We start from the raw sequence: 14383 nt of genomic DNA, 5'->3' as shown, positions 1-14383 counted from the left end.
CATGCGTTACGTTGATGAATATCGCGCGCCGGAGCAGGTGTTGCAGCTTATCGATCGCCTGAAAACCCGCGCCTCGCTGCTGGACTACACGAAAGAAAAACCGCTGCGGATCATGGAGGTGTGCGGCGGACACACCCACGCCATCTTTAAATTTGGCCTCGACCAGCTGCTGCCGGAGAACATCGAGTTTATCCACGGCCCCGGCTGCCCGGTGTGCGTGCTGCCGATGGGGCGCATCGACAGCTGTATCGACATCGCCAGCCGCCCCGGTGTGATTTTTTGCACCTTTGGCGACGCCATGCGTGTACCGGGAAAAAATGGCTCGCTGCTCCAGGCGAAGGCGCGCGGCGCAGACGTGCGGATCGTCTACTCACCGATGGATGCCCTGACGCTGGCGATGGCTAATCCTGAGCGTAAGGTCGTCTTTTTCGGGCTGGGTTTTGAAACCACCATGCCCGCCACCGCCATTACCCTCCAGCAGGCGAAAGCCCGCAACGTCACTAACTTTTACTTTTTCTGCCAGCACATCACGCTTATTCCCACGCTGCGCAGCCTGCTTGAAGCGCCGGATAACGGTATCGACGCGTTTCTGGCGCCGGGCCACGTCAGCATGGTGATCGGCACAGAAGCCTACGGTTTTATCGCTGAACAGTACAATCGTCCGTTAGTGGTGGCTGGTTTCGAGCCACTTGATCTACTGCAAGGCGTGACCATGCTGGTTGAGCAGAAAATAGCGACCCTGAGTGCGGTGGAAAATCAGTATCGTCGCGTGGTGCCCGATGCAGGTAACAGACGGGCACAGCAGGCCATAGCCGACGTGTTTAGCGTCGAAGGCGACAGCGAGTGGCGCGGACTGGGGCTGATTGCCGAATCCGGCGTGCACCTGACGCCCACGTATCGCGCCTTCGACGCCGAAGCGCATTTCCGCCCGCAGCCGCAGCAGGTGTGCGACGATCCCCGCGCCCGCTGTGGCGACGTACTCACCGGCAAATGCAAACCTCATCACTGCCCGTTATTTGGCAACGCCTGTAACCCGCAAACCGCGTTTGGCGCGCTGATGGTCTCTTCCGAAGGGGCATGCGCCGCGTGGTATCACTATCGCAACCAGGAGTGTGAAGCATGAACACGGTGGAAATGGCGCACGGAAGCGGTGGACAGGCGATGCAGCAGCTGATTAACCGGCTGTTTATGGAAGCCTTTAATAACCCCTGGCTCGCCGAGCAGGAAGATCAGGCGCGTATTGACCTCGCGGCCCTGACCGCCCACGGTGACAGGCTGGCGTTCTCTACCGACAGCTACGTGATTGACCCGCTGTTCTTCCCGGGAGGCGATATCGGCAAGCTCGCCGTCTGCGGCACGGCAAACGACGTCGCCGTCAGCGGCGCGATCCCCCGCTACCTCTCCTGCGGGTTTATCCTCGAAGAAGGGTTACCGATGGAGACGCTCACGGCGGTGGTCAACAGCATGGCGCACACCGCCCGCGAGGCGGGGATCGCCATCGTCACCGGGGATACCAAGGTGGTACAGCGCGGCGCGGCGGATAAGCTCTTCATCAACACCGCCGGGATGGGGGCGATCCCTGCCGACATTCACTGGAGCGCGCAGCAGCTTTGCGCAGGCGACGTGCTGATTGTCAGCGGCACGCTGGGCTGCCACGGGGCAACCATCCTGAACCTGCGCGAAGGCCTGGGGCTGGATGGCGAGCTGCGCAGTGACTGCGCGGTACTCACGCCGCTGATCCAGACGCTGCGCGACATGTCGGGCGTAAAAGCCCTGCGCGACGCCACGCGGGGCGGCGTGAATGCCGTCGTGCACGAGTTCGCGGCAAGCTGCGGCTGCGGGATTGAGCTGACCGAGCGCGGCCTGCCCGTTAAGCCCGCCGTGCGCGGGCTGTGCGAGCTATTAGGGCTAGACCCGCTTAACTTTGCCAATGAGGGCAAGCTGGTGATCGGCGTGGAACGCGCGGCGGCGGAAGCCGTACTTGCACAGCTGCGCGCACATCCTTTAGGGAAAGACGCGGCCATCATCGGCGACGTGGTTGAGCGCAAAGGGGTGCGCCTGACCGGGCTTTACGGCGTGAAGCGCACGCTGGATCTGCCGCACGCTGAACCGTTACCCCGAATTTGCTAGACCGCGCCAAAAGCGGTCAGCGCTGAATTTCTCTTTTTGCCAGTTTCTATTGGAAAGCAACAATGCCGTATACACCGATGAGCGATCTTGGACAGCAGGGCCTGTTTGACATCACGCGCACACTTTTACAACAGCCCGATCTCGGCGCGCTGAGCGATGCCCTGACGCGGCTGGTCAGGCAATCAGCGCTGGCGGACAGCGCCGCCATTGTGCTCTGGCATAGCGCAACCCACCGCGCGAGCTATTTCTCAACGCGTGATAACGGCAAAATCTTCGAATATGAAGATGAAACGTTTCTGGCCCACGGTCCGGTGCGGCGTATTCTCTCCCGCCCGGAAGCGCTGCACTGCAATTTTGACCAGTTTCGCCAGGCCTGGCCGAAGCTGGCAGAGAGCAATCTTTACCACCCGTTCGGCCACTACAGCATGCTGCCGCTGGCGGTGGAAGGGCAAATTTTTGGCGGCTGCGAGTTTATCCGCGATACCGACCAGCCCTGGAGCGAGGCGGAGTACGAACGCCTGCACACCTTTACCCAGATTGTGGCCGTTGTCGCGGAGCAGATCCAAAGCCGCGTCACCAATAACGTGGACTACGACCTGCTGAGCCGCGAGCGCGATAACTTCCGCATTCTGGTTGCCATCACCAACGCCGTGCTCTCCCGCCTGGACATGGATGAGCTGGTCAGCGAAGTGTCAAAAGAGATCCATCACTATTTTAAAATCGATGCCATCAGCATTGCGCTACGCGGCAACCGGAAAGGCAAGCTGAACATCTACTCCACCCACTACCTTGATGAAGCCAACCCGGCGCACGAGCAGAGCGAAGTGGACGAAGCGGGAACGCTGTCCGAGCGGGTATTTAAAAGCAAAGAGATCCTGCTGCTCAATCTCAATGAACAGGATCCGGTAGCCCCCTACGAGCGGATGTTGTTCAACACCTGGGGCAACAAGATCCAGACCCTGTGCCTGCTGCCGCTGATGTCCGGCAACACCATGCTCGGCGTGCTTAAACTGGCGCAGTGCGATGAGGCCGTATTTACCACCGCCAACCTGAAGCTGCTGCGCCAGATCGCCGAGCGTATCTCCATTGCGCTGGATAACGCCCTCGCCTATCAGGAGATCCACCGCCTGAAGGAGAGGCTGGTGGACGAAAACCTGGCGCTGACCGAGCAGCTCAACAACGTGGACAGCGAGTTTGGCGAAATCATCGGACGCAGCGATGCCATGTACAGCGTCCTTAAGCAGGTGGAAATGGTGGCGCAGAGCGACAGCACGGTGCTGATCCTCGGTGAAACCGGTACCGGGAAAGAGCTGATTGCCCGGGCGATCCACAACCTGAGCAACCGCAATAGCCGCCGGATGGTGAAGATGAACTGCGCGGCGATGCCTGCGGGCTTACTGGAAAGCGACCTGTTCGGCCACGAGCGTGGCGCCTTTACCGGCGCCAGCAGCCAGCGGCTGGGCCGTTTTGAACTGGCGGATAAAAGCTCGTTGTTCCTCGACGAAGTGGGCGATATGCCGCTGGAGCTTCAGCCCAAGCTGCTGCGCGTTTTGCAGGAGCAGGAGTTCGAGCGCCTCGGCAGCAACAAGCTGATCCAGACCGACGTGCGTCTGATTGCCGCCACCAATCGCGATCTGAAAAAAATGGTCGCCGACCGCGAGTTTCGCAGCGATCTTTACTATCGCCTGAACGTCTTCCCGATCTGCCTGCCGCCGCTGCGCGAGCGCCCGGAAGATATTCCGCTGCTGGTAAAAGCCTTTACCGCGAAGATTGCCCGCCGGATGGGGCGAAATATCGACAGTATTCCTGCCGAAACGCTACGCACACTCTCGGCGATGGAGTGGCCGGGGAACGTGCGCGAGCTGGAAAACGTCATTGAGCGCGCGGTCCTGCTGACCCGCGGGAACGTGCTCCAGCTCTCCCTGCCAGAGGTTACTCTCTCTGAAACGACCGTGACCGCAACCGAGCTTGCGAAAGAGGGAGAAGATGAATATCAGCTCATTATGCGAGTGCTGAAGGAGACCAACGGCGTGGTAGCCGGACCGAAAGGTGCGGCGCAACGGCTGGGGCTGAAGCGTACCACCCTGCTCTCGCGCATGAAGCGTCTGGGAATCGATAAAGAGAGCCTGAATTAACCCGTCATTCCGGCGACGTCGCCCTGCGCGTAATTTGTCGCCCACTGCGGCGCGGAGCCGGTTATTTTTTGGGCCGATACTTTTCGGGTAATTCCGGAACCGGACGGCGATCGTCGATCAGATGACGGATGGTCAGAATCGGATGGCGCCATAACATACGTGGCCCTGCCCAGCGCATCACCTGCTTCATCTCTTCCCGTCGGGCGGGCTGATAACAGTGCACAGGGCACTGTTTGCAGGCAGGTTTTTCCTCACCAAACACGCATTTATCCAGCCGCTTATCGGCATAAGCCTTGAGCGCTGAATAGTGCCCCTCTTCTTTTATGGCGTGCGGACACCTGTTTTCGTACAGGGCGATCATTCTGGCGATCGTCTTTTTTTCTCGTGAAATACGTTTACCGGACATAACGTCGTCCTCAACAATAAAGTGCATTTATAATACCCTTTTATCCGCACATTTTCAGTCATTGCATTCCATTTTCTGAAGCGCCCTTCCAGAATTACCCCGCCCCCCGCTGCGTTTTACTGGTATTTTATACAGGCATAAATAACCACCTTTGACCGCATTCACCGGAGAGCTTATGCAAGAGATCGCGATCGCCAAACCCTATCGTCACTTGAAAGTGGGTTACTTCAGAAAACGTCCTGAAGACCGTAAAACGAAAATTCCAAAACGCTACAGCGTACACGCAGCGCTGAGCCTGAAAGGCGACTGGCTTGAGCAAGCGGGATTTACCACCAACTCGCAGGTTCGGGTGGGCGTCGAGCACGGGAAAATCATCATTGAATTAATGGTGGAAGATGCCTCGTAAAGTCGTGACTTTTTTCTGCGCCGCACCTTTTTTTCATGCGACAATAGAAGGAACAATCGGCCATTGAGCCGCTCAAAGCGTAATATTTTCAAAGAAATGGATATCATAACTCCATGAGCACAATCGACAATTTCGACGCGCATACGCCAATGATGCAGCAGTACCTGAAGCTGAAAGCACAGCATCCGGAAATTTTGCTGTTTTACCGTATGGGCGATTTTTACGAGCTTTTTTATGACGATGCGAAACGTGCGTCTCAGCTGCTCGACATTTCCCTGACGAAACGTGGCGCGTCGGCAGGCGAGCCCATCCCGATGGCAGGTATCCCGCATCACGCGGTTGAAAACTATCTGGCGAAGCTGGTGAACCAGGGTGAGTCTGTCGCTATCTGCGAACAAATTGGCGACCCGGCCACGTCGAAAGGCCCCGTTGAGCGCAAGGTCGTACGCATCGTGACGCCGGGAACCATCAGCGATGAGGCCCTGCTTCAGGAGCGCCAGGATAACCTGCTGGCGGCGATCTGGCAGGACGGTAAAGGGTTTGGCTACGCCACGCTGGATATCAGCTCCGGTCGTTTTCGCCTGAGTGAACCGGCTGACCGTGAAACCATGGCGGCTGAACTACAGCGCACCAATCCGGCAGAACTGCTTTATGCAGAGGATTTCGCCGAGACGGCGCTGATTGAAGGTCGCCGCGGCCTGCGTCGTCGTCCACTGTGGGAGTTCGAAATTGATACCGCGCGCCAGCAGCTGAACCTGCAATTTGGCACGCGAGATTTGATTGGCTTTGGCGTAGAAAACGCCCCGCGCGGACTGTGTGCCGCAGGCTGCCTGTTGCAGTACGTTAAGGATACGCAGCGTACCGCCCTGCCCCATATCCGTTCCATTACCATGGAGCGTCAGCAGGACAGCATCATCATGGATGCCGCCACGCGCCGCAACCTGGAGATCACTCAGAACCTCGCTGGCGGCATGGAAAATACGCTGGCGTCGGTTCTCGACAGCACGGTTACCCCCATGGGCAGCCGTATGCTCAAACGCTGGCTGCATATGCCGATCCGCAATACCGACACGCTGATCGGTCGCCAGCAAACCATTGCCGCATTGCAGGATCGTTACACCGACTTGCAGCCGGTGCTGCGTCAGGTGGGTGATCTTGAGCGTATCCTGGCGCGCCTGGCACTGCGCACCGCGCGTCCACGCGATCTCGCCCGTATGCGCCACGCGTTCCAGCAGTTGCCGGAACTGCGCGCCCAGCTGGGAGAGATCGACAGCGCGCCAGTGCAGAAGCTGCGCGAAACCATGGGCGAATTTACCGAGCTTCGCGAACTGCTGGAACGCGCCATCATTGATGCGCCGCCTGTTCTGGTGCGGGATGGCGGGGTTATTGCTCCAGGTTATAACAAAGAGCTGGACGAATGGCGTGCGCTGGCCGATGGCGCGACGGATTATCTGGATAAGCTGGAAATCCGCGAGCGTGAACGTCTGGGGCTCGACACCCTGAAAGTCGGCTACAACGCGGTACACGGTTACTATATCCAGATCAGCCGTGGGCAGAGCCACCTGGCACCTATTCACTACGTTCGCCGCCAGACGCTGAAAAATGCCGAGCGCTATATTATTCCCGAGCTGAAAGAGTACGAAGACAAAGTGCTCACGTCGAAAGGTAAAGCGCTGGCGCTGGAGAAACAGCTGTACGACGAGCTGTTCGACATCCTGATGCCGCACCTGGCTGACCTGCAACTGAGCGCCGCTGCGCTGGCCGAGCTGGATGTCCTGGTAAACCTGGCCGAGCGCGCCGATACGCTGAACTACACCTGTCCGACCTTTACTGACAAACCCGGCATTCGCATTACCGAAGGCCGCCACCCGGTGGTTGAGCAGGTGCTGAACGAACCGTTTATTGCCAACCCGTTGAACCTGTCACCGCAGCGAAGAATGCTGATCATTACCGGCCCCAACATGGGCGGTAAAAGCACCTATATGCGCCAGACAGCCCTTATCGCGCTGCTCGCCTACATCGGCAGCTACGTTCCGGCGCAGAAAGTTGAGATTGGCCCTATCGACCGTATCTTCACCCGTGTGGGGGCGGCGGACGATCTGGCGAGCGGTCGCTCTACCTTTATGGTCGAGATGACCGAAACCGCCAACATTCTGCATAACGCAACAGAGAACAGTCTGGTGTTGATGGACGAAGTAGGACGCGGTACCTCCACCTATGACGGCTTGTCCCTGGCCTGGGCGTGCGCGGAAAGTCTGGCAAATAAAATCAAGGCGCTGACGCTGTTCGCAACGCACTATTTCGAACTGACACAGCTGCCAGAGAAAATGGAAGGCGTGGCTAACGTCCACCTTGATGCGCTTGAGCACGGCGACACCATCGCCTTTATGCACACGGTGCAGGACGGCGCGGCAAGCAAGAGTTATGGCCTGGCCGTCGCGGCGCTGGCGGGCGTGCCGAAAGAGGTGATCAAGCGCGCGCGTCAGAAACTGCGTGAGCTGGAAAGTTTGTCACCGAATGCGGCGGCGACGCAGATAGATGGTACGCAGATGTCACTGCTGGCGGTCCCGGAAGAGACCTCTCCGGCCGTGGAAGCGCTGGAAAATCTCGACCCGGATTCCCTGACGCCGCGACAGGCGCTGGAGTGGATTTATCGGTTGAAGAGTCTGGTTTAGTTCTCTGCGGTCTTTTTTGCCGGGTGACGGCTTCGCCTTACCCGGCCTACAAAACCCGTAGGCCCGGTAAGCGTAGCGCCACCGGGCAAAGGACCGCACAATATTATCGCCCGGTAAGCGCAGCCGCCACCGGGCTTTTTTTACAGCAGCGGCGGGATCGTCGGCACCTGCGGCGCCTCATCAATATCCTTCTGCGTCATGCGGAACGCTTGCGGGTAATGCTCGCGGCTGGTACGGCGCAGCGGTTCGGTATCGCGCCAGGTATACAGACAGTGCTGACACTGGTATACCGTCCAGACACCTTTCACAGGTGATGTTGCCATCACTTCAATATGTTCATCGGCACAACGTGGACAAATCATTTTTTCCTCCTTATTGACGTGCCGCCAGCATCGCGGTCAGTTTTTCGGCCCAGGCTTTGGTTTCAGGGAGATCCTGTACCGGCTGGCTGTAGTGACCACGGTTGTCCGGGGCAACAGGGGTGGTGGCATCAATGATCAGCTTGTCAGTGATCCCCGCCGGGCTGGAGCCAGGGTCAAGCTCAAGCACAGACATATTCGGTAGCTGCACCAGATCGCCTGCCGGATTGACCTTCGATGACAGCGCCCACATCACCTGCGGCAGGTTAAACGGATCGACATCTTCATCCACCATAATCACCATCTTCACGTAACCCAGACCGTGTGGCGTGGTCATGGCGCGGAGCCCGACCGCACGGGCAAAACCGCCGTAACGCTTTTTAGTGGAGATAATCGCCAGCAGACCGTGGGTGTACATGGCGTTTACCGCCTGCACTTCCGGGAATTCAGCCTTCAGCTGCTGATAGAGCGGTACGCAGGTGGCGGGCCCCATCAGATAATCAATTTCGGTCCACGGCATGCCCAGGTAGAGAGATTCGAAAATCGGTTTAGTGCGGTAAGAAACTTTGTCGATACGCACAACCGTCATGTTGCGCCCGCCGGAGTAGTGACCGGTAAACTCACCGAAGGGCCCTTCAATTTCACGTTTCCGGCCTTCAATCACCCCTTCCAGGATCACTTCCGACCCCCACGGCACATCGAAACCGGTCAGCGGAGCCGTCGCAATCGGATACGGGCTTTCACGTAGCGCACCGGCCATCTCATACTCGGATTGATCGTATTTCAGCGGCGTGGCGCCCATCAGAGTGATGATCGGATCGTTACCCAGCGTAATGGCAATTGGCAGGTCTTCGCCGCGCTCTTCTGCCTTATGCAGATGCAACGCAATATCGTGCATCGGCACAGGTTGCAGGCCGAGCTTACGCTTGCCCTTCACTTCCATACGATAGATCCCGACGTTCTGCTTGCCGAAGTGATCGGGGTCGAGCGGATCGCGGGAGACAACGCATGCTTTATCGAGATAAAAGCCCCCGTCACCGTCGTTCAGGCGGAACAGCGGCAGAATGTCGAACAGGTTAATGTCTTCCCCGTCCACCGTGTTCTGCGCCCAGGCCGGGTTTGCACGACGCTCTGGCGCGACGGGAAATTTGTCCCAGCGACGAATAAACTCGTCGATCTGTTTTTTCACCGGGGTATTCGCCGGCAGCCCCATCGAAATAGCGTGGTTTTGCCACGAGCCGATAGTGTTCATCACCACACGGGCATCGGTGAAACCGCGAATATTATCGAACCACAGCGCAGGTGCGCCATCGCCAATGCGCCCGGTAGCGTTGGCGGCCGCCGCTAAATCCGGCTCAGCGTTTACCTCTTCCTCAATTTTCAGCAGCTGCCCTTGCTCATCGAGCGCCTGCAAGAAGCTTCTCAAATCATCAAATGCCATCTTTATTCTCCTGTGAAAAATGTTTCGCTGCCTGCAAACCTTCCCAGCGCCGGGCTTTTTTATGCTCCAGACCAAACTGGTCGAGAACGCGGGTCACGATATGCTGGGTAATGTCATCGGCGGTTTGCGGGTGGTTGTAGTACGCAGGCATAGGCGGCACCATCGCCACGCCCATGCGGGAAAGGGCAAGCATGTTCTCGAGATGGATGGTGCTGAGCGGCGTCTCACGGGGAACCAGCACCAGCTTGCGTCCCTCTTTCAGCACCACGTCTGCCGCACGCCCAACCAGCCCTTCGGCGTAGCCCGCGCGGATACCCGCCAGCGTTTTCATGCTGCACGGGATGACGATCATGCCGTCGGTGCGAAACGAGCCGGAGGAGATGGTGGCAGCCTGATCGGCCGGGCTATGGACGACATCCGCCAGGGCAGCAACGTCATGCGCAGTGAAGGGCGTTTCCAGCTCAATCGTGGTTTTTGCCCACTTCGACATCACCAGATGCGTTTCCACCTCCGGCATTTCCCGCAGCGCCTGCAACAACGCCACGCCTAATGGCGCACCCGTTGCGCCCGTCATTCCCACAATCAATCTCATTCAGCACCTCAATTAGTTTGTTCGTATACGAACATATTAATTAAACTACGCCTTGATCCTGCTGCTGACAAGATCGTTCGTATACGATCACACTAATCGCTAAAAAACTCTCGCGTTAAAATTCAGCCCGAGAGCGGCTATCATAGAGGGAGTATTTTTCCGTCGGAGTGTCCATGGAGTTAAGACAAGAAGCTTTCCACCTGCTACGTCAGCTTTTTCAACAGCATACCGCCCAGTGGCAGCACGCATTGCCCGAACTGACAAAGCCACAGTATGCGGTGATGCGGTCAATTGCTGAAAATCCTGGCATTGAGCAGGTTGCCCTGACTGAAGTCGCGGTGAGCACCAAAGCGACGCTGGCAGAAATGCTGAGCCGCATGGAAGCACGCGGCCTGGTCAGGCGCGAGCACGATCCGGCGGACAAGCGCCGTCGGTTTGTCTTTCTGACGGCCGAAGGTGAGGCCCTGCTTGAGAGCAGTAAACCGATTGGAAATGAGGTGGATGAGGCGTTTTTAGGGCGCCTTAACGGCGCGGAACGAGAGCAATTTTCAGCGCTCATTAAAAAGATGATGCAGGATTAAGTAACCCTGACGCGCATAAAATCAATAAATGTTCGCACTTTCGCGGGCACATGCCGGGCATCAGGATAAACGGCATAGATGCCCTGCTGAGCGAACGTGTACGCCGGTAACAGCGAGACCAGTTCCCCTGCATCCAGTGCGTTTCGCACCAGCCACTCCGGCAGCAGCGCCACTCCACATCCCGCGAGGGCAAAAGCCATCAGCGCCTGGGCGCTGTCTGCATACAGGCGCGGCGCTCTCTTGATCTCAAAGGAAACCGGCTGCTCATCAACACCTCTCACCTGCCAGCGCAGCGGCGAGGTTAAACGCTCGTGAATGATCCAGTCCGCTTCCGCCAGCTGCTCCAGCGAGTTAACCGGATGGTTTGCCAGCCAGCCTGGCGTTGCCACGGGCAAGATGGTGAAGGAGGTCATCAACGCGGCGTGGTAGCGCGAATCTGCAAGCGTGCCGAGCCGGATAGCGACATCGAAGCGCTCGGCGATAAGATCGGCATGCAAAGAGGACGAGACATGCCGCACGCGAAGGTCCGGGTGCAGCTGGCTAAATTCAGCCAGCAAAGGCACCACCACCTGCGAGCCATATTCGGGCGTGGTGGTGATCCGCAGGTCTCCCGTCAGCCCGGCGTGGTTGGCGCGAACGTCATCCTGCAATCGCTCTGCATCCCGTAACAGCATCACGCTTCGTTGATGAAAGAGCTTCCCCGCCTCGGTCAGCGTCAGGCGTCGGGTGGTTCGCAGCAACAGGGTGACGCCCAGCTCCTCTTCAAGCTGACGAATATGAAAGCTGACCACCGCTTTTGTCAGCCCCATCGCCTCCGCCGCGGCGGTGAAACTGCCGGTGTCCGCTACGGCGATAAACATCGCCGTACGCTGTAAATTAAGCATCGCTTGCCTGGTTAACTGTCAAAATAATGTTGACAGTATATCGTGCTTTGTCGCGTTTATCCGTAACGCGCGGGCCGATACGATACGCCACCTCACCGGAGGAACTTCCATGACGTATCGCAGCAAAATCGCCGTCGTCTTTCTGCTCGGCTTTTTCCTTGATTTGATAAACATGTTTATTGCCAGCGTCGCCTTTCCGGCGATGGCTCGCGCTTTCAATACAACACCTTCCGCGCTTGCCTGGGTAAGTAACGGATACATTGCCGGGCTGACGCTAGTCATCCCTTTCAGCAGTATCCTGACGCGCCGCGTCGGGCCGAAGCGCGTTATCCTGCTCTCACTGCTTCTCTTTAGCGCGGCCTCCGTTGCGGCGGGTCTCTCATCTTCGCTGGAAAGTCTGATTGCCTGGCGAGTCGTACAGGGCGCCGGAGGGGGTTTACTGATCCCGGTTGGTCAGGCGCTGACCTGGCAACAGTTTAAGCCTCATGAGCGGGCCAGACTCTCCTCGGCGGTGATGCTGGTCGCACTGCTTGCCCCCGCGTGCTCACCGGCTGTGGGCGGTATGCTGGTTCAGACATTCAGCTGGCGCTGGATATTTTTTGCCACCCTGCCCGTCGCCATTGTCACCTTTGCTTTGGCCTGCGCGTGGCTTAAAACAGAACCGTCGCCGATAAACACCACCAGGACAGTAAACCTGTCTTTGCTGACGGATCCGCTGTTGCGCTTATCCATGCTTATCTATGTGTGCGTACCCGGCATATTTATCGGCGTGAACGTAACGGGCATGTATTACCTCCAGAGCGAGGCCAATATGACACCCGCCGCAACGGGCATGCTTATGCTGCCGTGGTCTGTGGCTTCGTTTTTGGCTATCACCGCGACAGGACGCTATTTCAACCGTATCGGCCCCCGGCCGCTGGTGGTCATCGGTTGCCTTTTGCAGGCGACGGGCATTCTGCTTTTAGTTAACGTCGGCCCGGCAATGCTGCTACCTGCCGTTGCGTTTGCGCTGATGGGCGCGGGGGGAAGCCTTTGCAGCAGTACGGCTCAGAGCAGCGCGTTTTTGACGATGCGACCGAAAGATATGCCCGATGCCAGCGCGCTATGGAATCTGAATCGTCAGTTGAGCTTTTTTGCGGGCGCTCTGCTGCTGGCGCAGGCGCTGAGCTTCATGCAGGATTATGTCGCGCCGCTGGCCGCCTGGCACGGGATGTTTGTTTTTGCCGCAGTCATCACCCTACTGCCCGTACTGTACGTCTACCGTCTTAACAACACGCAGTTACTTGCGCAACTGCAACAGGAGCAACCATGACCCATTTCGAACAAGAGATCCTCGACATTCACGTCGCCCTTGAAAACTGGTTAGGTGCAGGCGAAGGCGATCGGGACGCCCTGCTCGCCCGTTTCCGTCCGGATTTTGTGATGGTTCCACCGAGTGGTAACCCTTTAGATCATCACGCGCTTGCCCAATTTTTATATGCGCAGCGGGGAACTCGACCGGGGCTCAGGATCGACATTGATGCGTTAACAACGCTTCAGACATGGGACAACGGCGCAGTGCTCCATTACCGGGAGACGCAAACCCGGCCAGGCCAGCCCGTCAACGTGCGCTGGTCAACCGCGGTGCTTAATCAGGAAGGGGATAACATCACCTGGCGTTTGCTGCACGAAACGGCGCAGCCGTAAGGCATAAAAAAGGCCCGTCTCACGACGGGCCTTTTCTGACGAATGGTTGCTTACTCGCGGAACAGCGCTTCGATATTCAGACCTTGCCCTTGCAGGATTTCACGCAGGCGACGTAGTCCTTCAACCTGAATCTGACGAACACGTTCACGGGTCAGGCCAATCTCACGACCGACATCTTCCAGTGTCGCAGCTTCATACCCCACGACGTGCCAGCACTTCACGCTGTTTGGCGTTCAGTTCGAACAGCCATTTGACGATGCTCTGTTTCATGTCATCGTCCTGCGTGGTGTCTTCCGGGCCGTTGTCTTTTTCATCGGCCAGGATGTCCAGCAGCGCTTTTTCGGAGTCGCCACCCAGCGGGGTGTCAACCGAGGTAATGCGCTCGTTGAGACGCAGCATACGGCTTACGTCATCAACCGGTTTGTCAAGTTGCTCTGCAATCTCTTCCGCACTTGGCTCGTGGTCCAGTTTATGGGACAACTCGCGCGCGGTACGCAGATAAACATTCAACTCTTTGACGATGTGGATCGGCAGTCGGATCGTACGGGTCTGGTTCATAATAGCCCGTTCGATGGTCTGACGAATCCACCAGGTCGCGTAGGTTGAGAAACGGAACCCGCGTTCCGGGTCAAACTTCTCAACTGCGCGGATGAGACCTAAGTTGCCCTCTTCAATCAGATCCAGCAGAGCCAGACCACGATTGCCGTAACGGCGGGCAATTTTCACGACCAGTCGCAGGTTACTTTCGATCATGCGACGACGCGAGGCAACATCACCACGCAAAGCACGACGTGCGAAATAGACTTCTTCTTCGGCCGTTAGCAGTGGGGAGTAACCAATCTCCCCAAGGTAAAGCTGAGTCGCGTCCAGCACACGCTGTGTGGCACCCTGCGATAACAGCTCTTCTTCAGCCAAATCGTTATCACTGGGTTCCTCTTCTACTAAGGCTTTTTCGTCAAAAGCCTCTGCTCCGTTCTCATCAAATTCCGCGTCTTCATTTAAATCATGAACTTTCAGCGTATTCTGACTCATAAGGTGGCTCCTACCCGTGATCCCTGGACGAGACACCCTGGCTGGCATGTCCCATC

The 14383-nt window shown here is 57.6% G+C and carries 13 protein-coding genes and 1 pseudogene; 8 read left to right on the top strand and 6 right to left on the bottom strand.

Annotation, left to right across the window (positions count from 1 at the left end):
- Position 1: 1 nt before the first annotated feature.
- The 3 genes from hypD to flhA all read left to right on the top strand — a co-directional run bounded on the left by hypD (position 2) and on the right by flhA (position 4265).
- Positions 2-1123 carry a hydrogenase formation protein HypD gene (gene hypD, locus H2Z33_RS13645; protein WP_063134884.1) on the top strand — a complete coding sequence of 374 codons (1122 nt, stop codon included), beginning with the start codon at positions 2-4 and terminating at the stop codon, positions 1121-1123.
- Positions 1120-2130 carry a hydrogenase expression/formation protein HypE gene (gene hypE, locus H2Z33_RS13640; RefSeq protein ID WP_033487584.1) on the top strand — a complete coding sequence of 337 codons (1011 nt, stop codon included), beginning with the start codon at positions 1120-1122 and terminating at the stop codon, positions 2128-2130. Before hypD ends, hypE begins: the two co-directional genes overlap by 4 nt.
- Positions 2131-2192: 62 nt before the next feature.
- Positions 2193-4265: a formate hydrogenlyase transcriptional activator FlhA gene (gene flhA / locus H2Z33_RS13635; RefSeq protein WP_032669319.1), complete on the top strand. Its 2073-nt coding sequence runs from the start codon at positions 2193-2195 to the stop codon at positions 4263-4265.
- 61 nt (positions 4266-4326) lie between these two features.
- Here flhA and H2Z33_RS13630 read toward each other — a convergent pair whose 3' ends face one another.
- Positions 4327-4671, bottom strand: coding sequence for a nitrous oxide-stimulated promoter family protein (locus tag H2Z33_RS13630; protein ID WP_022649174.1), 345 nt, complete (start codon positions 4669-4671; stop codon positions 4327-4329).
- A 175-nt stretch (positions 4672-4846) separates the two neighbouring features.
- Between H2Z33_RS13630 and H2Z33_RS13625 the strand changes: the two genes are divergently transcribed.
- Positions 4847-5077, top strand: coding sequence for a SymE family type I addiction module toxin (locus H2Z33_RS13625; protein ID WP_198091800.1), 231 nt, complete (start codon positions 4847-4849; stop codon positions 5075-5077).
- 113 nt (positions 5078-5190) lie between these two features.
- Positions 5191-7752: a DNA mismatch repair protein MutS gene (gene mutS, locus H2Z33_RS13620; RefSeq protein ID WP_045349494.1), complete on the top strand. Its 2562-nt coding sequence runs from the start codon at positions 5191-5193 to the stop codon at positions 7750-7752.
- A 140-nt stretch (positions 7753-7892) separates the two neighbouring features.
- Here mutS and H2Z33_RS13615 read toward each other — a convergent pair whose 3' ends face one another.
- Genes H2Z33_RS13615 through H2Z33_RS13605 form a run of 3 tightly spaced genes read right to left on the bottom strand, consistent with a single transcriptional unit; the run spans position 7893 to position 10144 of the window.
- Positions 7893-8114 (bottom strand): non-oxidative hydroxyarylic acid decarboxylases subunit D, encoded by a 222-nt coding sequence (locus tag H2Z33_RS13615; protein ID WP_063134882.1) that lies wholly within the window; start codon positions 8112-8114, stop codon positions 7893-7895.
- Between the two features lie 10 nt (positions 8115-8124).
- Entirely contained in the window at positions 8125-9552 is a 1428-nt protein-coding gene (locus H2Z33_RS13610; protein ID WP_015571702.1) for a non-oxidative hydroxyarylic acid decarboxylases subunit C, read from the bottom strand.
- Entirely contained in the window at positions 9542-10144 is a 603-nt protein-coding gene (locus H2Z33_RS13605; protein WP_003862111.1) for a non-oxidative hydroxyarylic acid decarboxylases subunit B, read from the bottom strand. Before H2Z33_RS13605 ends, H2Z33_RS13610 begins: the two co-directional genes overlap by 11 nt.
- 173 nt (positions 10145-10317) lie before the next feature.
- Here H2Z33_RS13605 and H2Z33_RS13600 point away from each other — a divergent pair, with 173 nt between their 5' ends.
- A complete protein-coding gene (locus H2Z33_RS13600; RefSeq protein ID WP_015571704.1) occupies positions 10318-10725 on the top strand; it encodes a MarR family winged helix-turn-helix transcriptional regulator in 408 nt (135 codons plus the stop codon).
- Here H2Z33_RS13600 and H2Z33_RS13595 read toward each other — a convergent pair.
- Positions 10722-11609 (bottom strand): LysR family transcriptional regulator, encoded by an 888-nt coding sequence (locus H2Z33_RS13595; RefSeq protein ID WP_063134881.1) that lies wholly within the window; start codon positions 11607-11609, stop codon positions 10722-10724. The two genes, H2Z33_RS13600 and H2Z33_RS13595, sit on opposite strands and share 4 nt — an antisense overlap.
- Positions 11610-11718: 109 nt before the next feature.
- Between H2Z33_RS13595 and H2Z33_RS13590 the strand changes: the two genes are divergently transcribed.
- Both H2Z33_RS13590 and H2Z33_RS13585 read left to right on the top strand, forming a co-directional pair.
- Positions 11719-12921, top strand: coding sequence for an MFS transporter (locus tag H2Z33_RS13590; RefSeq protein ID WP_063134880.1), 1203 nt, complete (start codon positions 11719-11721; stop codon positions 12919-12921).
- Positions 12918-13295 (top strand): DUF4440 domain-containing protein, encoded by a 378-nt coding sequence (locus H2Z33_RS13585; RefSeq protein ID WP_045141988.1) that lies wholly within the window; start codon positions 12918-12920, stop codon positions 13293-13295. The genes H2Z33_RS13590 and H2Z33_RS13585 overlap by 4 nt, the downstream gene beginning before the upstream one ends.
- A 50-nt stretch (positions 13296-13345) precedes the next feature.
- Here H2Z33_RS13585 and rpoS read toward each other — a convergent pair.
- A pseudogene (gene rpoS, locus H2Z33_RS13580) lies at positions 13346-14327 on the bottom strand (RNA polymerase sigma factor RpoS).
- Positions 14328-14383: the final 56 nt, after the last annotated feature.

It is taken from the genome of Enterobacter sp. YSU, from assembly GCF_016082135.1.
Lineage (GTDB): Bacteria > Pseudomonadota > Gammaproteobacteria > Enterobacterales > Enterobacteriaceae > Enterobacter > Enterobacter hormaechei_C.
The sequence above is the reverse complement of the archived record's forward strand: the minus strand, read 5'-3'. Positions and strand labels throughout refer to the sequence as shown.

Excerpts from the sequence above, each read along its gene's own strand:
- H2Z33_RS13615 (WP_063134882.1), bottom strand. The coding sequence starts at position 8,114 with ATGATTTGTCCACGTTGTGCCGATGAACATATTGAAGTGATGGCAACA.
- H2Z33_RS13595 (WP_063134881.1), bottom strand. The coding sequence starts at position 11,609 with ATGCTTAATTTACAGCGTACGGCGATGTTTATCGCCGTAGCGGACACC.
- H2Z33_RS13625 (WP_198091800.1), top strand. The coding sequence starts at position 4,847 with ATGCAAGAGATCGCGATCGCCAAACCCTATCGTCACTTGAAAGTGGGT.
- H2Z33_RS13585 (WP_045141988.1), top strand. The coding sequence starts at position 12,918 with ATGACCCATTTCGAACAAGAGATCCTCGACATTCACGTCGCCCTTGAA.
- H2Z33_RS13590 (WP_063134880.1), top strand. The coding sequence starts at position 11,719 with ATGACGTATCGCAGCAAAATCGCCGTCGTCTTTCTGCTCGGCTTTTTC.
- mutS (WP_045349494.1), top strand. The coding sequence starts at position 5,191 with ATGAGCACAATCGACAATTTCGACGCGCATACGCCAATGATGCAGCAG.
- H2Z33_RS13610 (WP_015571702.1), bottom strand. The coding sequence starts at position 9,552 with ATGGCATTTGATGATTTGAGAAGCTTCTTGCAGGCGCTCGATGAGCAA.
- flhA (WP_032669319.1), top strand. The coding sequence starts at position 2,193 with ATGCCGTATACACCGATGAGCGATCTTGGACAGCAGGGCCTGTTTGAC.
- H2Z33_RS13605 (WP_003862111.1), bottom strand. The coding sequence starts at position 10,144 with ATGAGATTGATTGTGGGAATGACGGGCGCAACGGGTGCGCCATTAGGC.
- H2Z33_RS13630 (WP_022649174.1), bottom strand. The coding sequence starts at position 4,671 with ATGTCCGGTAAACGTATTTCACGAGAAAAAAAGACGATCGCCAGAATG.
- H2Z33_RS13600 (WP_015571704.1), top strand. The coding sequence starts at position 10,318 with ATGGAGTTAAGACAAGAAGCTTTCCACCTGCTACGTCAGCTTTTTCAA.
- hypE (WP_033487584.1), top strand. The coding sequence starts at position 1,120 with ATGAACACGGTGGAAATGGCGCACGGAAGCGGTGGACAGGCGATGCAG.
- hypD (WP_063134884.1), top strand. The coding sequence starts at position 2 with ATGCGTTACGTTGATGAATATCGCGCGCCGGAGCAGGTGTTGCAGCTT.